Raw genomic sequence first — 22,594 nt, 5'->3', positions numbered from 1 at the left:
GGCCTACGCCGCTTGGTCGGCGTCGGCCTCGGGCGCGTCGTCGACGACGTCGGCGCCCTCCGCCGCGCGGCGCAGCGTCGCCAGCGCCAGGACGCCGGGCAGCGCCGGCAGCCAGACCGAGATCGCGCGGTAGGCCAGCACGGCGACCAGCGCGATCGACGCGTTCATGTCGAAGGCCGCGCAGGCGCCGACCATGCCGCCCTCGACGCCGCCCACGCCGCCCGGCAGCGGGAGCAGGTTGCCGAGCATTCCCAGCAGGTAGGCCATGACCAGCTCGGGGACGTTCGGGTGGCCGCCGAAGGCCCAGAAGCACGCCCACAGCGTCGCGATGTCGAAGACCCACCAGAGCACCGTGCCCCACAGACCGCGCTCGCGGCGGTTGACCAGCTCGACCGTGAAGTACGTGCCGTCGGCCAGCACCTGGGGCGCGGCCAGCAGTCGCCGGCGCCACAGCGGGCCGGTGTCCAGCCGGCGCGACAGCCAGTCCGGCGCCTGGATGATCACCAGGAACATCGCCACGCACAGCGCCGCGATCACGGCCGGGACGGCGGTGAGCAGCGGATCCTGGCCGGCGATCGCCAGCGCGGTGCCGACGACGATGACCATGGCCATGAACACGCCATAGGTCGCGACGAGGTGCTGGGAGACCTGCTTGGCCGCCTGCTTGTTGCCGTGGCCGGCGCGCGACAGCGCCCACGTCGTCACCGCGATGCCGCCCGCGCCGCCGGCCGCGACCAGGCGGGTGGCGGCGGTCGCCGCGAGCGTGATCAGCGTCGCGCGCTTGACGCCGAGCACGACGTGGTCGACGGCGCTGACGGCCGCCATGTTCCACGCGTAGCCGACGTAGGAGATCGCCTCCAGGCCGACCGCCGCCGCCAGCCAGTACGGGGAGCCGTCCTTGATCCGGTTCCACGTGTCCTCGAGGCCCGCCAGGTGCGGGATCAGCAGGTAGACGACGAGGATCAGGAGCGCGGTGGAGCCGAACCAGACCAGCGCCTTGCGACCCTTCGGGCCGGGCATGATGAACGACTCGCGAACGCGAGAGCGGGTCTCGGTGTCGTCACGCGTGTCCGTCATGGGCCGCAGCGAGCATAGGACGCGACCGGGTCGTAGGCTTCGACGCTCCTATGGACGGACCCCAGCGCATCGCCGACGCCTTCGCCAACGCCAAGGGCCGCGCGGCCCTCATGCCCTACCTGATGGGCGGTTTCCCGACCGTCGAGGAGTCGGTCCGGATCGGCAACGCCTACGTCGACGGCGGCGCCGATCTGATCGAGCTCGGCGTCCCGTTCTCCGACCCGCTCGCCGACGGGCCCGTCATCCACGCGGCGGGCACCGAGGCGCTGCGCGCGGGCACGACCGTCGCCGACGTCTTCGCGGTCTGCCGCGCGCTGTCGCCGCGCGTGCCGGTCGTGATGATGTTGTACGTCAACCTCGTGCTCTCGCGCGGGGTGCCGGAGTTCGTCGACGACCTCGTCGAGGCCGGCGCGTCCGGCCTGATCGTCCCCGACCTGCCCTACGAGGAGTCCGGGCCGCTGCTGGAGGCCTGCGACGCGGGCGGGATCGCGCTCGTCCCGCTCGTCGCGCCGACGACGCCCGACGACCGCCTCGCGCGCATCGGCGCGCGCGCCCGCGGCTTCGTCTACACGGTGTCGGTGACCGGCACGACCGGTGAGCGCGTCGCGCTGTCGGACTCGTTCGGCTCGGTCATCGCCCGCGCCAAGGCGAGCACGGACGTGCCCGTCGCGCTCGGCTTCGGCATCGGCGCGCCCGAGCAGGCCACGCAGGCGATGGAGGCCGGCGCCGACGGCGTGATCATCGGCAGCCGCCTGGTGCGCGCCGCCGCCGAGGCCGACGACCCGGCGGCCGCCGTGCGCGCGCTCGTCGAGGGGTTCTCCAGCGCTCTGGCCTGAGGGCCGGCGACGCGCCGTCGGCGGCCTGGGAGCAGTAGGATCCGGTCCAGATATGGGACTCGTCTACTCCATCGTCGCGTCGCTCTGCCTCTGGATCGTCCTCTGGGCGCTCGGAGCCAAGGCCCTGGACAGCTTCCTGCTGGCCGCGCTGCTGATGATCGTCGCGGTGACGGTGCAGATGCTGACCCGGTACATCCCGTCGAAGCGGCAGCGCTAACGCCCGCTTAACGGATCGCCTGGCGCGCTTGTCGGAGCGCGTTGGACCGGTTCTGTGCGGGTCGCACAGTGGTCAACCCACATTTCCACCTTGTGGTGTGGCGAGGTGACCATTGCGCAGCGTCGGTGCCTCTGTTTAGACTCGCGCTCTCTCCGTAGTCGATCCCTTGAGGAGGGGACACGTTGCGCGTACGTCATGTGGCAGCCTCAGGCTGCCTGCTCGCCGCGCTGTCGTTCGGCGTTGCCGCTTGCGGTAGCGACGACAACGACAGTGGTGGCAGCACCGGAAGCTCTACGAGCGCGAGCTCGTCGGGCGGCTCCAACGTCACGATCTACTCGAGCCTGCCGCTGCAGGGCGACTCCCGCCCGCAGTCGGTCTCGGTGGTCAACGGCGAGAAGCTCGCCCTCGAGAAGGCCGGCGGCAAGGCCGGCTCCTACACCATCAACTACAAGAGCCTGGACGACGCCACGGCGGCGGCCGGCAAGTGGGATCCGGGCGCGACCTCGGGCGATGCCCGTAAGGCCGCCCAGGACAAGTCCACCATCGCCTACCTGGGCGAGTTCAACTCGGGCGCCACCGCCATCTCGCTGCCGATCCTCAACGAGGCCGGCATCCTGCAGGTGTCCCCGTCCAACACCGCCGTCGGCCTGACCCGTTCGCAGGGCGCCGACAAGGGCGAGCCGGACAAGTACTACCCGTCCGGCAAGCGCACCTACGGGCGCGTCGTCCCCGCCGACCACATCCAGGCGGCGGCGCAGGTCACGTACCAGAAGGACAATGGCTGCACCAAGTTGTTCATCTTGAACGACAAGGAGGTCTACGGGAAGGGCATCGCCGACCAGGTGGTCCCGCTCGCGAAGGCCCAGGGGATCACGGTCCTCGGCAACCAGGGCATCGACCCCAAGGCCGCGAACTACCGCGCGCTGGCCGGGACGATCAAGGGCTCCGGCGCTGACTGCATCTTCTTCGGCGGCATCACGCAGAACAACGCGGTGCAGCTGTGGAAGGACCTCAACGCCGCGCTCCCGAGCGCCAAGCTGTTCGGCCCCGACGGCGTCGCCGAGTCGGCGTTCTCGTCGAAGATCGGCAGCAAGGCCGAGAAGCAGACGTTCATCACGAACCCGACGCTCGACCCGAAGCTCTACCCGCAGTCCGGGCAGGACTTCTTCAAGGAGTACAAGGCGAAGTACGGCGCGGATCCCGAGCCGTACGCGATCTACGGGTACGAGGCGATGAGCGTCGTGCTGCAGGCGATCCAGAACGCCGGAGACAAGGGCAATGACCGCCAGGCGGTCATCGACGCCTTCTACAAGATCAAGGACCGGCAGTCCGTGCTGGGCACCTACTCGATCGACGAGAACGGCGACACCACGCTCTCCGACTACGGCGGAAACAAGATCGAGGGCGGCAAGCTCGTCTTCGACAAGGTGATCAAGGCCAAGACCACCTCCTAGGCCACGCGGACGTGCGCCGGCCGGAGCCTCGCGCTCCGGCCGGCGCGCCCCGCCGCACGTCGGAAAAGCCTCGGGAGGAACCCCACACACCATGGAAGCCGCATCCATCACCGAGACCGCCTCCGCTCCGCCGCCCGCGCGGAAGGTCGGAGACGTCCTCAACGCCTACGCGTTGCCGCTGCTGCTCTTCGGCGCGCTGGTCGCGCAGTTCATCTACGACCCGACCGGGACACTCGAGAACACCAAGACGGGCCTGTCCAACGGCATGGTCTGGGCGCTGATCGCGCTCGGCTACACCCTGGTCTACGGCATCGTCGAGCTGATCAACTTCGCCCACGGCGAGGTCTTCATGATCGGCGCGTTCGTCTCGCTCTCGCTCTGGCAGACCTTCGGCGTGACCGACTCGACGAGCCTCGCGCTCATCATCGTGTCGATCGTCGTGTTCCTCGCCTGCGCGATGACCGCGAGCGCCACGCTGAACGTCCTGATCGAACGCGCGGCCTACAGACCGCTGCGCAACGCCCCGAAGCTGGCACCGCTGATCACGGCGATCGGCATGAGCTTCATCCTTCAGAACGTCGGCCTGCTCTGGCGGCCGACGCCGGATCAGGTCCCGGACCTGATCGGCTCGCACGCCGTCTACTTCACGATCTTCAAGGTCGACGTCCTGCACTCGGACGTCTTCGCGGTGATCATCACCGTGCCGCTGCTCATGGGCCTGCTGTGGTTCGTCGGCTCGACCAAGCACGGCAAGGCGATGCGCGCCACCGCGCAGGATCCGGACGCGGCCCGGCTGATGGGCATCAACGTCGACCGGACGATCAGCCTGACCTTCCTGCTCGGCGGCATGATGGCCGGTGCGGCCGGCCTCATCTACTCGCTGTACAACCTCACGGTCCGCTTCAACATGGGCTTCACGGCCGGCCTGATCGCGTTCACCGCGGCGGTCATGGGCGGCATCGGCAACCTGAAGGGCGCCGTCATCGGCGGCCTCATCATCGGTGTCATCCAGGCGATCTCCGACGGCGGCAACTTCCTGGGGCTGCAGCTCGGCGAGGCGTGGACGCCCGCCGTGGTGTTCGGGATCCTGATCCTGGTGATGGTCTTCCGACCGCAGGGCCTGTTCGGCGAGGAGACGCGAGAAGGATGAGCAACTCACCGATTGCCGCGCTGCGCGACACGGGCGACTCGCTCGTCGGCGCGGTCCCTCGCTGGGCGTGGGGGATCTTCTTCCTGATCATCGCCATCGTGTTCCCGTACATCACGGGCGGCGGCGACTTCCTGGACGCGTCGATCCAGACGCTGGCCTACGTGATCATGGCCCTGGGCCTGAACATCGTGGTCGGCTTCGCCGGCCTGCTCGACCTGGGCTACGTCGCGTTCTACGCGATCGGCGCCTTCGTGATCGGCTGGTTCGGCTCCCAGCAGTTCCCGGACGTCAACGGCGGCAAGGGCATCCACATCCTGGTGTCGGACCGCTCGACGTTCCAGCCCAAGCTCTCGGGCGGCCGGCTGGACATCGCGGGCATCCACATCAACTTCTTCTTCGTGATCTTCATCGCCATGGCGATCACGGCGTTGTGGGGTGTGCTGCTCGGTGCGCCGACGCTGCGGCTGCGCGGCGACTACCTGGCGATCGTGACGCTGGCCTTCGGCGAGATCGTGCCGCGCGTCTTCGAGAACTCGACGAGCGGCCTGTTCGGCATCGGCTCGACCGACTTCTCGCACGGCCGGCAGGGCATCACGCCGATCGACACCATCAACCTGCCCTGGTCGCACGACATCCTCTACACGGACTCGAACCTGAAACCCGCGTACTGGGTGGCCTTGGGGATGGTGCTGTTCACCATCTTCGTGAACCGCCGCCTGCGCGACTCGCGGCTGGGCCGCGCGTGGATCGCCGTCCGCGAGGACGAGGTCGCCGCCGCGTCGATGGGCGTCAACCTCGTGCGGACCAAGTTGTGGGCCTACGCGATGGGCGCCGCGTTCGGCGGCTTCGCCGGCGTGTTCCTGGGCTCCTACAACAACACCGTCAACGTGGACCAGTTCGAGTTCGGCTTCTCGGTGTTCATCCTCGCGATGGTCATCGTCGGCGGCATGGGCAACATCTGGGGCGTCATCGTGGGCGCCATCGCGTTGTCGATGATGAACCGCTACGGCCTGCCGCAGCTCAACAACCTGTCGGAGCCGCTCGGGTTCGACGTCACCGCGATCTCGTTCGGGATCTTCGGGTTCTTCCTGCTGATCATGATGGTGCTGCGGCCCGAGGGCCTCATCCCGTCGGGTCGACGACGACTCGAGCTCCACGAGGCCGAGATCGAGGGCGACACCATCGACACCGACAAGGTCGGCGACATGTCTCAGATGTACGAGGTGCGCCAGTGAGCGAGCAGATCTCCGCGGTCGACCAGATCGCCAACCCGCCGAAGGGCGAGGTCCTGCTCGACGCCGCCGGCGTGTCGAAGGTGTTCGGCGGCCTCGTGGCGGTCAACGACGTGAACTTCGTCGTGCCGCGCAAGGCCATCGTGTCGCTGATCGGGCCCAACGGGGCGGGGAAGACGACGTTCTTCAACTGCCTCACGGGCCTGTACCGGCCGACGACCGGGCGCGTGACGTTCGACGGCAACGACATCACGGCCAAGCGGCCGGACATCGTCACGCAGGCGGGCATCGCGCGCACGTTCCAGAACATCAAGCTGTTCCGGACCATGACGGCGACCGAGAACGTCCAGGTCGGCATGCACCCGCGGCTGAAGTCCCGGGTGACCGGGATGATCCTGCGCACGCCGTACGTGCGGCGCGAGGAGAAGGAGGCCAGGGAGCATGCGCGCGAGCTGCTCGACTTCGTGGGCCTCAAGCGCAAGGACGAGCTCGCGATGAACCTCCCGTACGGCGATCAGCGCCGGCTGGAGATCGCCCGCGCCCTCGGCTCGGCGCCCAAGCTCCTGCTGCTGGACGAGCCGACGGCGGGCATGAACCCGCAGGAGTCCGAGGAGCTGCGCCAGCTGATGGAGAAGCTCCGGACCGAGCAGGACGTCTCGATCCTGCTGATCGAGCACGACATGAAGGTGATCATGAACGTCTCGGACCACATCACGGTCCTGGACCACGGCGAGAAGATCGCCGAGGGCACGCCGCAGGAGGTCCGCCAGAACCCGCGGGTCATCGAGGCCTACCTCGGGAGCCAGGCGTGATGAGCACGACTCCGGAAGCCCCTGTGGGCAAGCCCCAGGCCGACGGCCACGGCTCGGCCAAGCCGGTCCTCCAGGTCGAGGACATCCACACGTTCTACGGTGCGATCGAGGCGCTGAAGGGCATCACGATCGACGTCTACGAGGGCGAGATCGTGACCTTGATCGGCTCCAACGGCGCCGGCAAGACGACGACCCTGCGCTCGATCTCGGGCATCGTGCCGCCGCGCAAGGGCAAGATCGTCTACCAGGGCCGCGACATCACCGGCGTCGCCGGGCACGAGGTCGCCAGCATGGGGATCTCCCACTCGCCCGAGGGCCGGCGCATCTTCCCGCGCATGACCGTGCTCGAGAACCTCGAGATGGGCGCCTTCACGCGGCGCGACGCCGCGGGGATCCGGGACGACATCAACCGGGTCTACGAGATGTTCCCGCGCTTGAAGGAGCGCGCGAAGCAGAAGGCCGGCACGATGTCGGGCGGCGAGCAGCAGATGCTGGCGATGGGCCGCGCGCTCATGGCCCAGCCGACGCTGCTGCTGCTGGACGAGCCTTCGCTGGGCCTCGCGCCGGTGATCGTGGACAAGATCTACGAGATCATCCGGGAGATCAACGAGCAGGGAGTCACCATCCTGCTCGTCGAGCAGAACGCCAACTATGCCCTCGACGTCTCCGCGCGCGGATACGTGCTCGAGACCGGCACGGTGGCGTTGACCGACAAATCGGCCTCACTGCGCACGGACGAGCGCGTCAAGGCCGCGTACCTGGGGACGTGAGGTTCCGATGACCGCAATGATCGTCGCTGCGATCGGCTCCAAGGCGTTCTGGCTGCTGTACCTGTGGCTGGCCTCCGCCTGGGCCGCGAGCGAGCTGTCCAACCGCAAGGGCTACGGCGAGAAGTGGGGCCTGGGCTGCGGCCTGCTCCTCAGCGTCGTCGGCGTGATCATCTGGTTGATCGTGCCGCCGAAGCCCGACTCGCCGTGGGTGCAGAAGCGCCGCCGCGAAGCGGCGAACGCGCCGGACGCTTAGCGGCGGGCGTCGCCTCTCGGCACTCGCAGCCGCGGACGGCCTCGGCAGCGCGGCCACCTTCGGCCGCGGCCGCGGCCTCTGGTCGCGCGATCGTCGTCGGTACCGACGCGTCGTCGATCCTGGCGTCGCCACCGTTCACCGGTCACCGCCGGCGCCGTCCTGCGACACTGCCGACGTGGCCGGTGGTCCCGTTGTGCTGCAGGTCGAGCAAGTCATAGGGGTTGATGCCGCGCGTCTGCGTGCGTTGCGGCTGTCCGCGCTGTCAGGGGATCCGGAGGGGTTTGGCTCGACGCTCGAGCGGGATCTGGCGCGGGCGCCGTCGTTCTGGGCTGAGTGGGCGCGTGCGTCGGAGGTGGGGGAGGAGCAGCGGACGTTCGTGCTCGTCGACGCGGCCGCCGGTCAGGACGGCGACTGGGTCGGGCTCGCGATGGCGCGGATCGTGCCCGAGCGCCCGGGCGAGGCCGAGCTGCTGTCGATGTGGGTCGCGCCCGCGGTCCGGGGTGGCGGCGCCGCCGAGCTGCTCTGCGACGCGTGCGCGGCATGGACGCGCTCGCGCGGCGTCGCAACGCTGGTGCTCGCGGTCTACGCCGCCAACGGGCGCGCGCGGCGCGCCTACGAGAAGTGCGGGTTCTCGCTCGATGGCGACGATGCGGGCGAGCTGCTGCGGATGGTGCGGGCTGCTTGAGCGAGCGATCGGCGGCGCGCGCCGAGGTCTGTGTCGTGTGGTGTCCCACATAGGGACACCAGACGACACAGATCCAGGCTTCGCCCGTGAGCGCGGAGCGCGCTACTTGAGCGCGTCGGCCAGCGCGGCGTCGAGGTCGTCGTACTTGTAGGTGAACCCGCCGGCGAGCGCGCGCTCCGGGACGGCGCGCTGGCCTTCGGTGACGATCTCGGCCATGTCGCCGTAGAGCAGCTTTATGGCGAGGCCGGGGACGGGGGCGAGCGCCGGGCGGTGCAGCGCGCGGCCCAGCGCCTTGCTGAACGCCTTGTTGGTGACGGGCTCGGGCGCCGAGCCGTTGTAGGCGCCGGACCAGGATGCGTCGTCGAGCGCGTGGAGGTAGAGCTCGACGAGGTCGTCGCCGTGGATCCACGGCAGGTACTGGTCGCCGCCGGCGACGGGGCCGCCCACGCCGAGCTTGAACGCCGGCAGCATGGTCTTCAGCGCGCCGCCGGACTTGTCGAGCACGACGCCGGTGCGGATCTTGACGACGCGGACGCCGACCTCGGTCGCGGCGTCGGCCTCCTGCTCCCAGGCGACGCAGACGCCGGCCAGGAAGTCGTCGCCGGCCGGCGTGGACTCGGGCACCGGCTCGTCGCCGTGCTTGCCGTAGTAGCCGGCCGCCGATGACGAGACCAGCGTCCGCGGGCGCACGTCGCCGGCGTCGCGCAGCCCCTGGACGAGGTTGCGCGTGCCGGTGCAGCGGCTCTCCTGGATGCGGCGCTTGACGTCGTCGTTCCAGCGCTGGGCGACGGGCTCGCCCGCGAGGTGGACGACCGCGTCGCGGTGCTGCAGCGCCGCGGCCGGTGCCGGTCCCGCGAGCGGATCCCAGGCCACGGCCTCGACGCCGAGCGCCGCGCCCGCCTTCTCTGGTGAGCGCGACAGCACGGTCACGCCGTCGCCCCGATCGCGCAGCGCGCGGACGAGCTTGGTCCCGATCAGGCCGGTCGCGCCCGTGAGCGTGATGTTCATCGCCATCGCCCTACGGTACGGCCGAGCCCGGCCGCGGCGATCAACTGCGGACTCAGCTCCGCAGCTGCTCGATGTCCAACGCCGCAAAGCCGATCGTGTCGCCGGCCCTGTCGTCGCCGGCGCGGCGCGCTTCGGCGGCGACGGCGTCGGCCACGGCAGGTGCGACGTCGCGGTTGAACACCGAGGGGATGATGTAGTCCTCGCGCAGCTCGGACTCCGGGACGATCTCGGCGATCGCGGTCGCGGCCGCCATCTTCATCGCCTCGGTGATCTGCGGCGCGCGGACGTCCAGCGCGCCGCGGAAGATCCCGGGGAACGCGAGGACGTTGTTGATCTGGTTGGGGTAGTCGCTGCGACCGGTGGCGACGATGCGCGCGTAGGGCGCGGCCTCCTCGGGGGAGACCTCGGGCGTGGGGTTGGCCATCGCGAAGACCATCGCGTCCCGGTTCATCCGCGCGAGCGCGTCGGCGGGGAAGACCCGCGCGCCGCTCAGCCCGATCATCAGGTCCATGCCGTCGATCACGCTGGCGGGCGTGCCGCCCAGGCGGTCCGGGTTCGTGGCCTCCGCGTACCACCGCTTGATCGGCGGCATCGAGCCGTCCTGGTAGTCGCCGCGGTCGGTCGACAGCACGCCGCGCGAGTCGGCGCCGATGATGTGGCGGACGCCGGCCTCCATCAGGATCTTGGTGACCGCGACGCCGGCGGCGCCGAGGCCGATGATCAGCACGCGCAGGTCGCCGAGCTCCTTGCCGGTCAGCTTGCAGGCGTTGATCAGCGCGGCGAGCGTGACGATCGCGGTGCCGTGCTGGTCGTCGTGGAAGACGGGGATGTCGAGCTCGGCCTTCAGCCGGTCCTCGATCTCGAAGCAGCGCGGCGCCGAGATGTCCTCCAGGTTGATCCCGCCGAACGTCGGCGCGATGTTCTTGACCGCGGCGATGATCTCCTCGGGGTCCTTGGTGTCGAGGCAGATCGGGAACGCGTCGACGTTGGCGAACTCCTTGAAGAGCATGGCCTTGCCCTCCATCACCGGCATCGCCGCGCGCGGCCCGATGTCACCCAACCCCAACACCGCGGTGCCGTCGGAGACGACGGCCACCGTGTTGCGCTTGATCGTGTACTGGAACGCCTTGTCGGGATCCGCGTGGATCGCCTCGCACACGCGCGCGACGCCCGGCGTGTAGGCCATCGACAGGTCCGCGCGCGTCTTCAGCGGCGACTTGTTGTGCTGCTCGATCTTGCCGCCGATGTGCAACAGGAACGTGCGGTCGGTCGTGTCGACGACGCTCACGCCGTCCAGCGCGGCGAGCGCTTCGACGATCTGGTCCCAGTGCTCGGCGCCGGTTGCGTCGACCGTGATGTCGCGCAGCAGGACGTCCTCCTTGACCTCGACCAGGTCGATCGACCCGATCGACGCGCCGGCCTGCCCGATGGCGCTCGCTACGAGGCCGAGCATCCCGGGCCGGTCGGCGATCTCCACACGGATCGTGAGGCTGTACTGGGCGCTGGGCGTAGGGGACATCCGCCCGGACTCTAGGGGTTCGACGCGCATCGACGAAGCGCCGTAACTGCGTACTTGTATGGCAGTGCGGCGGCCCGGGCCCGCGCGCCCTCGCTAGGGTCCTCACGATGTCGGAGAACGGGTCAGCCAGCAGCCAGGACGAGCTCTACCTCATCGACGGAAGCTCGCTGGCCTACCGGGCGTTCTTCGCGCTGCCCGAGTCGATCGCGACGTCGACGGGCGTGCCGACCAACGCGATCTTCGGGTTCGCCTCGATGCTGGTCAAGCTGCTGACCGAGCACGGGCAGAAGCCGACGATCGTCGTCTGGGACGCGGGGCACTCCGGACGCAAGGAGATCTCGACCGACTACAAGGCCACGCGCCAGTCGCGCCCCGACCTCCTGCGCGAGCAGTGGCCGCACCTCGCCCCGCTGGTCGACGCGTTCGGCTACAAGAACGTGCAGGTCGAGGGCTACGAGGCCGACGACGTCATCGCCTCGATCGCCGAGAAGGCGCGGGCCCAGGACGTCCCGGTCGTGATCGTCACCGGCGACCGCGACATCTTCCAGCTGATCGACCCGGACTCGCGCGTGCGCGTCATGGCGACCGGGCGCGGGATCACCGACACCAAGTTGTATGACTACCAGGCGGTCATCGACCGCTACGGCCTGCCGCCCGAGGCGATCCCGGACTTCTACGGCCTCAAGGGCGACACGTCGGACAACATCCCCGGCGTCCCCGGCATCGGCGACAAGACCGCGGCGTCGCTGCTGCAGGAGTTCGGCGACCTGGAGACGGTCCTCGGCTCGGTGGACAAGATCTCCGGCGCCAAGCGCAAGGAGAACCTGACCAACCACGCCGACGACGCGCGCCTGTCCAAGCAGCTCGCGACGATCATGCGCGACATCCCCGTCGACATCGATCCCGCGCACGAGGCCGCGCGCGAGCCGGACCGCTCCAAGCTCCGTGACGTCTTCCGCCAGTTCGAGCTGCGCGCGCCGCTGGCGCGCCTCGAGGACGCGCTGGCCGCCGACGACCAGGCCGGCGTTCCCGCCGCGATGCCCGCCGAGCCCGAGAACGTGCGCGTCCGGGTGCGCGAGGGCGGCGTCGGCGACGTCCGGGCGCTCGGGCCGGCCGACGCCGAGATCACGATCGCCTTCGTCGCGCCCGAGGTGCCCGAGGGCCAGCTGCTGGCTGAGGAGCCGGTCTGGAAGTTCGGCGCGGTCGTGGGGGAGGAGGCGGTCGTCGGCGCCGTCGACGACCCGGCCCTGCTGATCGGCGAGCTCGGCGACCGGCCCGTCGTCGCGCACGACGCGAAGGCGTGGGGCGTCGTCCCGACCAACCTCACGCACGACACGCTGCTCGCCGCCTACCTGCTGGAGCCCGCCCGCCGCGGCTTCCCGTTCGCCGAGATCTGCGAGGAGCGGGGCCTGAAGGTGGAGACGACCGAGCCGCTGGCCGCCGACGCGGCGCTGGCCCAGGCGCTGGCGCACTGGCAGCGCGAGCAGCTCGACGACCGCGGGCTGACCGGCCTGATGGACGAGGTCGAGCTGCCGCTCGTCGCCGTCCTGCGCGACATGGAGGTCGCGGGCGTCCGCCTCAACAAGGAGCGCCTGGCGCAGATCCGGGTCCGCGTCCAGGACGAGATCGCCGACCTGGAGCGCGACATCTACGCGCTGGCCGACGACCAGTTCACGATCGGCTCGCCGCAGCAGCTCGGCGCCATCCTGTTCGACAAGCTGGGGCTGTCGCGCAAGCGCCGCGGCAAGACCGGCTTCTCGACCGATGCGCGGGTGCTGCAGGCGATCCGCGACGAGCACCCGATCATCCCCAAGGTCGAGCGCTGGCGCGAGCTCAACCAGCTGATGAAGACCTACCTCGACGTGCTGCCGCAGGTGGCCGACGCGGAGTCGCGCATCCACACCACCTTCGTGCAGGCCGCGGCGACGACCGGACGGCTGGCGTCGACGAACCCGAACCTCCAGAACGTGCCGGTCCGCACCGAGCTGGGCCGCGAGATCCGCGGCTGCTTCGAGGCGGCGCCCGGCAACGTGCTGATCAGCGCCGACTACTCGCAGGTCGAGCTGCGCGTGATGGCGTTCATCGCCGACGAGCCGGTGCTGAAGGAGATCTTCGTCCGCGGCGAGGACGTGCACACCGCGACCGCCTCGACGGTCTTCGGCCGGCCGGCCGAGGAGCTCACGCCGATGGACCGCTCCAAGGCCAAGATGATCAACTACGGGATCGTGTACGGGTTGAGCGACTACGGGCTCGCCGACCGGCTCAACATCCCGCGCGAGGAGGCCAAGGCCTTCATCGACACCTACCTCGAGCGCTTCGCGCGCGTCGCCGCGTTCATGGCGACGACGATCGAGGAGGCCAAGGAGCGCGGCCACGTCACCACGCTCTACGGCCGCCGCCGCCAGATCCCGGAGCTGCGGGCCCGCAACTACCAGGTGCGCACGCTCGGCGAGCGCCTCGCGGTCAACACGGTCATCCAGGGCACGGCGGCCGACGTGATGAAGCTCGCGATGATCGGCGTGCACCGCGCGCTGGTCGCCTCCGGCCTGACGACGCGGATGATCCTGACGATCCACGACGAGCTGCTGTTCGAGGGCCCGCCGGAGGAGGCCGAGCAGGTCAAGGAGCTCGCGGAGCGTGAGATGGTCGCGCCGTGGGGCGACCGCACGCCGCCGCTGGCCGTCGACGCCGGCGTCGGGATCACCTGGCTCGAGGCCAAGTAGCGCATGGACCGCGGGTTCGCGGCGATCCTGATGGTGGTCGCCGGCGGGTTCATCGCGCTGCAGTCGCCGATCAACTCCGGGCTGGGCAAGCACGTCGGCGCGCTGCAGGGCGCGTTCGTGTCGTTCCTGATCGGCACCGCCGTGCTGTTCGTCGCCGCGGTGTTCGCGCGCGGCGGCCTCGGGCGGATCGGCGACGGCGGCGGGGTCACGTCGTGGGTCTACCTCACCGGCGGCGTTCTCGGCGCGGGCTACGTGACCGCGGCGCTGCTGTCGGTCCGCTCGCTCGGGACCGGCGGCGTGATCGCCGCGACGATCGCCGGCGAGCTCAGCGTCGCGGTGCTGATCGACCAGTTCGGCTGGTTCGGCGTCGACAAGCAGCCGATCGACGCGGTCCGCGTGGCCGGGATCGTGCTGCTGGCGCTCGGCGTGCTGCTGGTCGTGCGGCGCTAGGGCGCGGCGCCGCGCAGCGCGGCGCCGACGTTCGGGTTGCGCGGCCACGGGTGGGCTCGTTACGATCCGCACGAACACCCCGCACCTCGTCGTCATCTGGAGGTCCCACATGGCTGCCGTGCACATGCCGCATCCGCTCCGCGACCACCCCGGCGCCACGCGCACCGCCGTCGACGCGTTCTGGGCGCTGGGGATCGGCGTCATCGCCGCGTACGTCTTCTTCGCCGCCCTCGGCGCGTTCTCGCCCGGCGACGTGCTCGGCGTGACGATCGCCGTCGCGATCCTGGTCGGCCTGTTCTGCCTGCGCGCCTGGTCGACCAGCCACCGCAGACGGGAGCACGACAAGGACCCGCGGCTGGTGCACGCCCGCGAGCGGCGCGGCTTCTAGGCGCCGCGCCGGGCTAGGCCGCTTCCGGCAGCGCGGTCCCCGGCTCGCGCCAGGGCTCGACCTGCCACGGCCGCGCGCCCGCCAGGGCGAACGACGGCGGCGCGATGTTGAGGTAGTGGCGGAACATCCACTTCACCGCGCGCGGGCCGCTGGTCAGCTCCAGCGCCGTGTCCATCGCGGGGTACTTGTTCATGCCGCTGAAGACCGTCTGCACGCGCCACAGCCAGTCGAACGCCCACTTGTGGTCGGCGCTGAACGAGGCGTAGCGCGACAGCGCCTGCTCGCGCGTCTGGCGCCCTTCGACCACGGTGCGCAGCTCGCGGCCGGCCGCGAGGCCGAAGTAGAGCGCGGTGCGGATGCCCTCGGCCGTCGTCGGCAGGCAGTGGCCGGCGCTGTCGCCCACGAAGAAGACGCCGTCGCCGGTCGCGGGGCGCAGGCGGTGCGGAATCCAGTTGCCCTGGTAGCCGCCCTCGGTCCCGATGCCGAGGTCGTCGGCCAGCCGCACGGTCGGGTCCTTGACCTTGATGTGCGGGTCGAAGGAGCCGACGCCGGTCCGCACCTCGTCGCCGGCCGGGAACGCCCACGAGTAGCCGGGGACGATGTACTTGGGGTCGAGCCACAGCTCGAGGTCGTCGCCGGTCGCCGGCGGATGGACCTCGAGTCCGCGCGACAGGCGCGCGTCGGGCGGCTGGATCGCGTTGGACTTCTCGCTCAGCACGCGCCGCCAGCCCAGCGCGTCGACGACGAGCGGGGCGCGCAGGTCGCCGCGGTCGGTGTGGACCGTGTGGACCGTGCCGCGGGTGATCCCGTCGACCTTGGCCGTGTCGAAGGTGAAGTCGCCCTGGGCGGCGAGCAGCTCGCACAGCTGGCGGTAGTCGAACGTGGAGAACGTCCAGGGCAGCGTCCAGCGGTAGGTCTTGGCGGGCCGGTGGATCACCAGGTCCCGGAACGTCTGGCGGATCGACGCCCCCAGGCCGAGGTTGTCGAGCCACTCGGTCGGGGCGGCGCACGCGGAGGTCTGCCGCTCCCCGATCTCGTAGCGGTCGACGACGAGCACGGAAGCGCCGCTTCCGGCCAGCTCGCGCGCCACCGCGAGGCCCGCGAACGAGGCCCCGCAGATCACCACGTCGTAGTCTCCGGCGAGCGGGGTGCGCTCGGCCCCTCTCTTCGTCGCGCGAACCGGCATGCGATGCCCGATCGTAGCCGTGGTTCACGGAACGTGCCCGCTCGCCCCGCCGGCCTGCCAAGTGCCGTTTCGCGCTACCCTCTCTGGTCGCACATGACCCAGACCATTACACCAACTCCCGAGGCGAAGATCGTCGAGGGCAGCGACGGCCTGCTGCTCGAGATCGACGGTCACATCGTCCCGAACTACGACGCAACGTTCTCCCCCTTCGAGGAGGGAGACGTCGTCTCTGGCCGAGTCGTCCGCATCGACAACGACGAGGTCCTCGTCGACATCGGCTACAAGAGCGAGGGGGTCATCCCCTCCAACGAGCTTTCGATCCGCAAGAACGTGGATCCGCATGACGAGGTGGAGCTCGGCGAAGAGGTCGACGCCCTCGTCCTCACCAAGGAGGATCAGGACGGCCGCCTGATCGTCTCCAAGAAGCGCGCGCGCTTCGAGAAGGCCTGGCGCAACATCGAGGCCGCCGCCGAGTCGGGTCAGCCCGTCACCGGCACGGTCATCGAGGTCGTCAAGGGCGGCTTGATCGTGGACCTCGGTGTCCGCGGCTTCCTGCCCGCCTCGCTCGTGGACATCCGCCGGGTTCCGAACCTGGACGAGTACATGGGCCAGCCGATCGAGTGCAAGGTTATAGAGCTCAACCGGTCGCGAAACAACGTGGTCCTGTCGCGACGGGCCGTGCTGGAAGAGGAGCGCAAGGAGCAGCGCCAGGAGATCCTGGACCGCCTGCAGCCCGGCCTCGTCGTCGAGGGCGTCATCTCGAACATCGTCGACTTCGGCGCGTTCGTGGATCTGAACGGCATCGACGGTCTCATCCACATCTCCGAGCTCTCGTGGTCGCACGTCAACCACCCGAGCGAGATCCTGAACATCGGCGACACCGTGCAGGTCAAGGTGTTGGACATCGATCGCGACCGCCAGCGCATCTCGCTGGGTCTCAAGCAGACCCAGGAGGATCCGTGGCAGCGGGTCGTCGACACCTACAACGTGGGTGACGAGCTCGAGGGGACGGTCACCAAGGTCGTCACGTTCGGCGCGTTCGTCGAGATCCTCGACGGCGTCGAGGGCCTGGTCCACATCTCCGAGCTGGCCGCGCATCACGTGGAGAACCCGCGTGAGGTCGTCCAGCCGGGCGACGTGGTTCGCGTCAAGATCCTCGAGATCGATTCCGAGCGTCGCCGCCTGTCGCTGTCAATCAAGCGCGTGGAGGGCCAGATCCTCCCGAGCGAGGTCCGCGCACGTGAGGCCGGCCTGCCCCTTCCGGGCGAGGCCGCCGCCGCGGCCGCGGCCGCCGGTGCCGGCGACCTCGACAACGTGGCCGACCTGGGGCTGAGCGAGGACGTCTTCGCCGGCGAGGGCGATCCGGACGCGGCGACCGCCGTGGCGGATACGGCCATCGAGGCCGATGTCGCGGACGCCGAGGCTGACGTCGCCGACGTCGAGGCCGAGGCCGCCGTCGAGGAGGCCGGGCTGCCGGTCGAGGCTGCGGACACGACCGAGGCCGACGCCGACGAGGCGCCGGTCGCCGAGGCCGCCGCCGACGAGTCGGTCGCCGAGACCGAGGCCGCCGAGGCCGAGGCCGAGGCCGAGGTCGACGAGGCGCCGGTCGCCGAGGCCGCCACCGACGAGCCGGTCGCCGACGCCGAGGGCGAGGAGCCCGCGGCCGACGCCGAGCCGGAGGCGTAGGGACCGCGGCCCATGGCCGCACCTTCGTCACAGGACGATTTCACCGACGGCCGCACCGAGGATGGTGCGGCCGTCGGTCGTTTCCGTGTGCCCTTCGTCGGGTTGACCGGCGGGCTGGGCTCCGGGAAGTCGACGGCGCTGGCCGCTCTCGGGCGGCTGGGGGCGGCGACGCTGTCGACCGACGCGGTCGTTCACGAGCTGTACGAGTCCGACGCGGTGATCGACGCGGTCGTCGAGCGCTGGGGCACGGACGTCGTCGACGCCGACGGCGTGGTCGACCGCGGCGCGATCGCGCGGCGCGTGTTCGGGGAGCCGAGCGAGCGCGAGTGGCTCGAGGGGCTGCTGTGGCCACTCGTCGGCGCGCGCGTCTGGGCGTTCCGGACCGGGCAGGAGGACGCCGACCCGGCGCCGAAGGCCGCAGTGGTGGAGACGCCGCTGCTGTTCGAGGCCGGGATGCACGAGATGTATGACGCGACGATCGCCGTCGTCGCGGACGAGGATGTGCGGCGCGCGCGTGCTGCCGCCCGCGGGCACGAGGCCGTCGACGAGCGCGCCGCACGCCAGCTCACGCAGGACGAGAAGGCGCAAAGAGCGACGTTCGTGGTGCAGAACGACGGTACGGAGGCTGACCTGGAGTCGGCGCTGTCCTCCGTGCTTGGCAAGCTGTCCGCCTCCCGATGAGCACGCGAACCGCCACCGCATCGCGCCGCCGCGCGCCCGCACGGGTCGCCGCGCAGCGCCGCGCGCAGGTCCGCCGGCGCCGCATCATGGCGATCCTGACGGCGGGCGTGCTGGCCGCGTGCGCCGTCGTCGCGCTGCGGCCGGTGGTCCACCACACGGTCACGGAGATCTCGCTCCCGCTGCGCCACGAGGACATCATCCGCCAGCAGGCGCACGACAAGGGCCTCGATCCCGCCCTGATCGCCGGCGTGATCTACGCGGAGTCGCACTTCATCGACGGCCGCACGTCGAGCGCCGGCGCCAAGGGCCTGATGCAGCTGACGCCCGCGACCGCGCAGTACATCGCGCACAAGTCCGGCGGCACGCAGTTCCACATCTCCGACCTCGGCACGCCGCAGGTCAACATCGCCTACGGCGCCTACTACCTCAAGTACCTGATGCAGCGCTACGGCGACGACGTCCCACTGGTGCTCGCCGCCTACAACGCGGGCGAAGGCAACGTCGACCAGTGGATCTCCACCGCCCGCTCCAAGGACAAGTCCTTGGACATCAACGCCATCCCCTTCGGCGAGACCCGCTCCTACGTGACCAAGGTCATGGACGCGCGGAAGCAGTACCGGACGAACTACCGGTCAGAGCTGGGGCTGTAGGCGCCGCCGCAGCGGCGGCTGGCTTGGCGCGGGTGCCGGCGCTCGGCGGCCGATGCGTCGTCCGGGCTGGCGGCCCCGTCGCCTCGCGTCTCCGCTGGCCGCCGGTTGACGCGCCTCGATCGCGGAAGGCGTCGCCTTTGCGGCTGGCCGCGGTTGGCGTCGTCGCGGGTGCCGGCGCTCGGGCATCGGTGCTCGGGCATCGGTGCGTGGTCGGGGCTGGCGGCGCCGCCGTGCTGAGGTCTCCGCCGGGGTCGGTCGATGTGCCTCGGCGTTGGCCGTTGGCCGTTGGCCGCGGGCGTGGTTGGTCTTCAGTGCGGGGCGTTGGTGGTGGTGCGGGGCGTGGTGCGTCCGTCATCAAGGGCGTGAAGGCGTTGGGCGGCGCGACCGGGGTCGGCGTGGCTCGTCGCTGGTCGTGCTCCGGGGCGGGCGGTTCGGGGCCGAAGGGTCGCACCGGATCGCCGCCGAATCCTGGTCCGTGTCGTCTGGTGGCCCTATGCGGACCACCAGACGACACAGACCTCCGACGCACCCTCACTTCGGCCCCGAACCGCCCGCCCCGCGCTGCCACGAGGACGAACCACACCGACGACACGGAGCGCCGCCTCCACACTCACACGCCCTTGATGACGGACGCACCACGCCCCGCGCAACACGAAACGCGCCGGGCGCCACTGACGCCGGCGGCCCACCCGCGCCGCTACCCGCGCCTCACTCTGCGATCTGAGTCCCCTGCGCCGAGGCGAGGAGCCAGGGCGAGGAGGCGTCCGCCCGCACGAACACGTGCGTGTACCGGCTGTGGGCCGACCACGCCTCGTCGCCGAAGCGTCCGCTCATCCGCGTCTCGCCGATGGTGACCATCGTGGCGTCGCCGTAGCTGCGCGCCGACGCGGGCGTCGGCGTTTCGATGCTCTCGAACGTCATCTGCCCGCTCCCGACGACGTCGAGGAGCGACGCCCGGTCGATGACGCCGCCGGCCATCACGTCGACCAGGATGAAGTCGTCGGTCAGCAGCGCGCCGAGCGCGGTGGCGTCGCCGGCGAGGAGGGCGGAGAAGAAGGGCTGGTCCATCACGTGGACGTTCGCGGCGGGCGCCGCCGCGTGCAAGGCAAAGCGCTACTCGGCCCGATCGGCCGCGGTGAACAGCGCCAGCGCGTCGGCCACCGTCGCGGCGACCTCGATCGCGCCCGCGGCGACCAGCTCGTCGGCCGCGTGCGTCGTCAGGATCCCCACGACCACGGCGCCCGCCGCCACGCCCGCGGCCACGCCGGCCGGCGCGTCCTCGAAGACGACGCAGCCGCCCACGTCGACGCCCAGCTCCGACGCCGCCAGCCGGTAGCCCTCCGGATCCGGCTTGCCCACCGAGACGCGGTCGCTCGTCACCAGCACCTCCGGCACCGGGAGGTCGACCGCCGTCAGCCGGACGTGGGCCAGCGCGTCCGGGCACGACGTCACGACCGCGACCGGCACGCCGGCGCCGCCGCGCAGCAGCTCCATCGCGCCGGGCAGCAGCTTGGCCGGCGGCCCGTCGATGTCCATCTGCGACACGGCCGCCGCCTCGGCGTCGGCGTCCAGGTGCGGCGCGACCTCGCGGATCACCGCACCCGCCGGCCGTCCGTGGATCCGCCCGCGCAGCACCTCCGGGTCGATCCCGTGCCCGCGCGCCCAGGTGCTCCAGGTCACCTCGATGGAGTCGCCGGAGTCGACGAGCACGCCGTCGAGATCGGACAGGACGGCGACGGGGGAGAGCGATGTCATGCGGCCTCGGGGGTCGACGTGGTGGACAACGGCGCGGCGGCGACGCGGCCGGACGGCGGCGCGAGCGCACCCGCGCCGACGACGACGCAGGCCGCCGCCACGATCACCAGCACCAGCGACGTCGGCACCGACGTCACCGACGCGACCGCGCCGATGATCGGCGGCCCGGCCAGCAGCCCCAGGTACCCGGTGGTCGTGACGGCCGCCAGCGCGGGGCCGGCGTCGCCGCCGGTCGCCGCCGCGCGGAAGACCATCGGCGTGATGACCGACAGCCCGGCGCCGAGCAGGATGTAGGCCAACAGACCCACGGCCGGGTCGCCGACGACGAGCGAGGTCGTCATCGCCAGGCCGGCCAGCAGCCCGCCGCGGCGCGCCAGCGTCACCGGCCCCAGCCGCTCGCTCAGGCGGTCGCCGGTCAGCCGGCCGGAGGCCATCGCGATCGAGTAGGCGGCATAGGCCAGCGCCGCCACCGCCGCGCCCGCCCCGATCGCGCGCAGGTGCACTGCGCTCCAGTCCATCGCCGCGCCCTCGGCGAAGAGGCAGCAGAACGCCAGCCCGCCCAGCTTCCAGCGCCCGCTCGTCGTACCTGCCGGCGACGCATGCGCGGCCTCCGGCGCGGGCTGCGAGTCCGCCACCAGCGACCGCGAGACCCACTCGCCGACCGCCGCGGCGGCCAGGCCGACGACCAGGAAGTTCGCCGTCGCGCCGACGTCGGTCGCCGCCGCGAGCGCCGCGATCCCCGCGCCGACCAGGCCGCCCGCGCTGAACGCGGCGTGCATCGACGAGAAGATCGCCCGGCGGGCCCGGCGCTCGACCTCGACGCCCTGCACGTTCATCGACACGTCGAGCGCCCCGTTGGCCAGGCCCAGCACGAACGTCGACGCCGCCAGCAGCCCGACCGACGGCATGACGGCCGGCGCCACGAGCCCGAGGCCCAGAACGGCCACCGCGATGCGGACGACGGTGGCGCTGCCGTGCCCACTCACCAGCCGCCCTGCGGTCGGCATCGCGATCAGGGCGCCCGCGGCCAGCGCCGCCAGCGCGACCGCGATCCCACCCGGCCCGGTGTCGAGCCCGTCCTGGATCGCCGGGATGCGCGCGCCCCACGTGCCGAGCAGGGCGCCGTTGAGGAGGAAGATCGTCGTGACCGCCGCGCGCGGCGACGGGGTGAGGGCGCTCACGCCAGCACCACCTCCACGCCCAGCGCCCGCAGCGCGGTCAGCTCGGCGTCCGGCGCGCTCGCCGCGTCGGTCACGAGCTGCGCGACGTCGTCGGCCGCCGCCACGACGTGCGCCGCGGTCGAGCCGAGCTTCACGCCCTCGGTCGCCACCATCAGCCGTCCCGCGCACGCCGCCTGCTCGCGCAGCACCTCGGCCTCGCCGGCGCAGTACGTCGTCAGTCCCACCGCCGGGTGCAGCGAGCACGCGCCCAGCACCGCGACGCCTGGCCGCACGCGCCGGACCGCGTCGATCGCCTCGGCGCCCACGGTCGTCCGCGAGTCCGGCTCCAGCCGCCCGCCGGCCAGCAGCACCTCGCCGGGCGCGTCGGCCAGCGCGAGCGCCACGTCGGGCGACGTGGTCAGCACCTGCCGCGACCGCCCGTCGGTCGCCAGCAGCCGCGCGACCGCCAGGCACGTGGTCCCGCCGCCGAACGACACGACGTCCTCGTCGGCCAGCAGCGCCGCGGCCCGCGCCGCGACCGCGGCCTTCGCCGGCGTCGCGTGCTCGATCCGCTCCGCCATGCGCGGCGGGGTGGACGCCGCGGCCGGTAGCGCGCCGCCGCGGACGCGCCGCACCCGGCCGGACGCCGCGAGCTCGTCCAGATCGCGCCGCACCGTGTCGTCCGACACGCCCAGCGCCGCCGCCAGCTGCGTCGCGACGACGCGGCCGTCACGGGCCAGGGCGCCGAGGATCGCCTCGCGCCGAGCATCCGGAAGCAAAACCGCAGAATCACGCATGTGACCGCAAGTTACCGCACCAACGGCACGGCGCGCAAACGCAAGACGGGGCGGCCGGTCCGAAGACCGCCCGCCCCGTCGAGGGCCCTACGAGAACCGCGGTGC

At 71.2% G+C, this 22,594-nt stretch carries 23 protein-coding genes; 15 read left to right on the top strand and 8 right to left on the bottom strand.

Annotated elements, in window-relative coordinates; translation table 11 throughout:
* Window positions 1-3: 3 nt before the first annotated feature.
* Entirely contained in the window at window positions 4-1,077 is a 1,074-nt protein-coding gene (locus tag DSM104299_RS17640) for a lysylphosphatidylglycerol synthase transmembrane domain-containing protein (protein WP_272472955.1), read from the bottom strand.
* 50 nt (window positions 1,078-1,127) lie between these two features.
* Between DSM104299_RS17640 and trpA the strand changes: the two genes are divergently transcribed.
* The 9 genes from trpA to DSM104299_RS17595 all read left to right on the top strand — a co-directional run bounded on the left by trpA (window position 1,128) and on the right by DSM104299_RS17595 (window position 8,486).
* Entirely contained in the window at window positions 1,128-1,913 is a 786-nt protein-coding gene (gene trpA / locus DSM104299_RS17635) for a tryptophan synthase subunit alpha (RefSeq protein WP_272472954.1), read from the top strand.
* 52 nt (window positions 1,914-1,965) lie between these two features.
* Window positions 1,966-2,130 carry a hypothetical protein gene (locus tag DSM104299_RS17630; protein WP_272472953.1) on the top strand — a complete coding sequence of 55 codons (165 nt, stop codon included), beginning with the start codon at window positions 1,966-1,968 and terminating at the stop codon, window positions 2,128-2,130.
* Window positions 2,131-2,327: 197 nt separating this feature from the next.
* The gene (locus DSM104299_RS17625; protein WP_272472952.1) at window positions 2,328-3,584 is read left to right on the top strand and encodes a branched-chain amino acid ABC transporter substrate-binding protein; all 1,257 of its coding nucleotides are present in this window, start codon (window positions 2,328-2,330) and stop codon (window positions 3,582-3,584) included.
* 91 nt (window positions 3,585-3,675) lie between these two features.
* Window positions 3,676-4,734 carry a branched-chain amino acid ABC transporter permease gene (locus DSM104299_RS17620; RefSeq protein ID WP_272472951.1) on the top strand — a complete coding sequence of 353 codons (1,059 nt, stop codon included), beginning with the start codon at window positions 3,676-3,678 and terminating at the stop codon, window positions 4,732-4,734.
* Window positions 4,731-5,969 (top strand): branched-chain amino acid ABC transporter permease, encoded by a 1,239-nt coding sequence (locus tag DSM104299_RS17615; protein ID WP_272472950.1) that lies wholly within the window; start codon window positions 4,731-4,733, stop codon window positions 5,967-5,969. The genes DSM104299_RS17620 and DSM104299_RS17615 overlap by 4 nt, the downstream gene beginning before the upstream one ends.
* Window positions 5,966-6,778, top strand: coding sequence for an ABC transporter ATP-binding protein (locus DSM104299_RS17610; protein ID WP_272472949.1), 813 nt, complete (start codon window positions 5,966-5,968; stop codon window positions 6,776-6,778). The genes DSM104299_RS17615 and DSM104299_RS17610 overlap by 4 nt, the downstream gene beginning before the upstream one ends.
* Window positions 6,778-7,548, top strand: a complete 771-nt coding sequence (locus DSM104299_RS17605) for an ABC transporter ATP-binding protein (RefSeq protein WP_272472948.1) — start codon at window positions 6,778-6,780, stop codon at window positions 7,546-7,548. Before DSM104299_RS17610 ends, DSM104299_RS17605 begins: the two co-directional genes overlap by 1 nt.
* A 7-nt stretch (window positions 7,549-7,555) precedes the next feature.
* Window positions 7,556-7,801 (top strand): hypothetical protein, encoded by a 246-nt coding sequence (locus tag DSM104299_RS17600; protein ID WP_272472947.1) that lies wholly within the window; start codon window positions 7,556-7,558, stop codon window positions 7,799-7,801.
* 175 nt (window positions 7,802-7,976) lie between these two features.
* Window positions 7,977-8,486 carry a GNAT family N-acetyltransferase gene (locus tag DSM104299_RS17595; protein WP_349294464.1) on the top strand — a complete coding sequence of 170 codons (510 nt, stop codon included), beginning with the start codon at window positions 7,977-7,979 and terminating at the stop codon, window positions 8,484-8,486.
* Window positions 8,487-8,588: 102 nt separating this feature from the next.
* Here DSM104299_RS17595 and DSM104299_RS17590 read toward each other — a convergent pair whose 3' ends face one another.
* Both DSM104299_RS17590 and DSM104299_RS17585 read right to left on the bottom strand, forming a co-directional pair.
* The gene (locus DSM104299_RS17590) at window positions 8,589-9,500 is read right to left on the bottom strand and encodes a TIGR01777 family oxidoreductase (RefSeq protein ID WP_272472946.1); all 912 of its coding nucleotides are present in this window, start codon (window positions 9,498-9,500) and stop codon (window positions 8,589-8,591) included.
* Window positions 9,501-9,546: 46 nt separating this feature from the next.
* Window positions 9,547-11,013, bottom strand: a complete 1,467-nt coding sequence (locus tag DSM104299_RS17585) for an NAD-dependent malic enzyme (RefSeq protein WP_272472945.1) — start codon at window positions 11,011-11,013, stop codon at window positions 9,547-9,549.
* Window positions 11,014-11,120: 107 nt separating this feature from the next.
* Here DSM104299_RS17585 and polA point away from each other — a divergent pair, with 107 nt between their 5' ends.
* From polA to DSM104299_RS17570, 3 genes are all read left to right on the top strand, one after another.
* Window positions 11,121-13,736: a DNA polymerase I gene (gene polA, locus DSM104299_RS17580; protein ID WP_272472944.1), complete on the top strand. Its 2,616-nt coding sequence runs from the start codon at window positions 11,121-11,123 to the stop codon at window positions 13,734-13,736.
* 3 nt (window positions 13,737-13,739) lie between these two features.
* Complete coding sequence (locus DSM104299_RS17575) at window positions 13,740-14,186, top strand: DMT family transporter (RefSeq protein ID WP_272472943.1); 447 nt, start codon at window positions 13,740-13,742, stop codon at window positions 14,184-14,186.
* Between the two features lie 124 nt (window positions 14,187-14,310).
* A complete protein-coding gene (locus tag DSM104299_RS17570) occupies window positions 14,311-14,574 on the top strand; it encodes a hypothetical protein (protein WP_272472942.1) in 264 nt (87 codons plus the stop codon).
* A gap of 13 nt (window positions 14,575-14,587) precedes the next feature.
* On the opposite strand, the gene DSM104299_RS17565 is transcribed toward DSM104299_RS17570, so the two are convergent.
* The gene (locus tag DSM104299_RS17565; protein WP_272472941.1) at window positions 14,588-15,760 is read right to left on the bottom strand and encodes an NAD(P)/FAD-dependent oxidoreductase; all 1,173 of its coding nucleotides are present in this window, start codon (window positions 15,758-15,760) and stop codon (window positions 14,588-14,590) included.
* A gap of 93 nt (window positions 15,761-15,853) precedes the next feature.
* Here DSM104299_RS17565 and rpsA point away from each other — a divergent pair, with 93 nt between their 5' ends.
* The 3 genes from rpsA to DSM104299_RS17550 all read left to right on the top strand — a co-directional run bounded on the left by rpsA (window position 15,854) and on the right by DSM104299_RS17550 (window position 18,777).
* Complete coding sequence (gene rpsA, locus DSM104299_RS17560) at window positions 15,854-17,446, top strand: 30S ribosomal protein S1 (RefSeq protein ID WP_272472940.1); 1,593 nt, start codon at window positions 15,854-15,856, stop codon at window positions 17,444-17,446.
* Between the two features lie 87 nt (window positions 17,447-17,533).
* Complete coding sequence (gene coaE, locus DSM104299_RS17555) at window positions 17,534-18,127, top strand: dephospho-CoA kinase (RefSeq protein ID WP_272472939.1); 594 nt, start codon at window positions 17,534-17,536, stop codon at window positions 18,125-18,127.
* Window positions 18,124-18,777 (top strand): lytic transglycosylase domain-containing protein, encoded by a 654-nt coding sequence (locus tag DSM104299_RS17550; protein WP_272472938.1) that lies wholly within the window; start codon window positions 18,124-18,126, stop codon window positions 18,775-18,777. The genes coaE and DSM104299_RS17550 overlap by 4 nt, the downstream gene beginning before the upstream one ends.
* A 708-nt stretch (window positions 18,778-19,485) precedes the next feature.
* Here the strand turns inward: DSM104299_RS17550 and DSM104299_RS17545 are convergent.
* Genes DSM104299_RS17545 through DSM104299_RS17530 form a run of 4 tightly spaced genes read right to left on the bottom strand, consistent with a single transcriptional unit; the run spans window position 19,486 to window position 22,489 of the window.
* Entirely contained in the window at window positions 19,486-19,845 is a 360-nt protein-coding gene (locus tag DSM104299_RS17545) for a nuclear transport factor 2 family protein (RefSeq protein ID WP_272472937.1), read from the bottom strand.
* A gap of 45 nt (window positions 19,846-19,890) precedes the next feature.
* The gene (locus DSM104299_RS17540; RefSeq protein ID WP_272472936.1) at window positions 19,891-20,532 is read right to left on the bottom strand and encodes an HAD-IA family hydrolase; all 642 of its coding nucleotides are present in this window, start codon (window positions 20,530-20,532) and stop codon (window positions 19,891-19,893) included.
* Window positions 20,529-21,713: an MFS transporter gene (locus tag DSM104299_RS17535; RefSeq protein WP_272472935.1), complete on the bottom strand. Its 1,185-nt coding sequence runs from the start codon at window positions 21,711-21,713 to the stop codon at window positions 20,529-20,531. Before DSM104299_RS17535 ends, DSM104299_RS17540 begins: the two co-directional genes overlap by 4 nt.
* The gene (locus DSM104299_RS17530; RefSeq protein ID WP_272472934.1) at window positions 21,710-22,489 is read right to left on the bottom strand and encodes a DeoR/GlpR family DNA-binding transcription regulator; all 780 of its coding nucleotides are present in this window, start codon (window positions 22,487-22,489) and stop codon (window positions 21,710-21,712) included. Before DSM104299_RS17530 ends, DSM104299_RS17535 begins: the two co-directional genes overlap by 4 nt.
* Window positions 22,490-22,594: the final 105 nt, after the last annotated feature.

It is taken from the genome of Baekduia alba (assembly GCF_028416635.1).
In the GTDB taxonomy this organism is placed as follows: domain Bacteria; phylum Actinomycetota; class Thermoleophilia; order Solirubrobacterales; family Solirubrobacteraceae; genus Baekduia; species Baekduia alba.
This window is presented reverse-complemented; position numbering and strand designations above follow the sequence as displayed.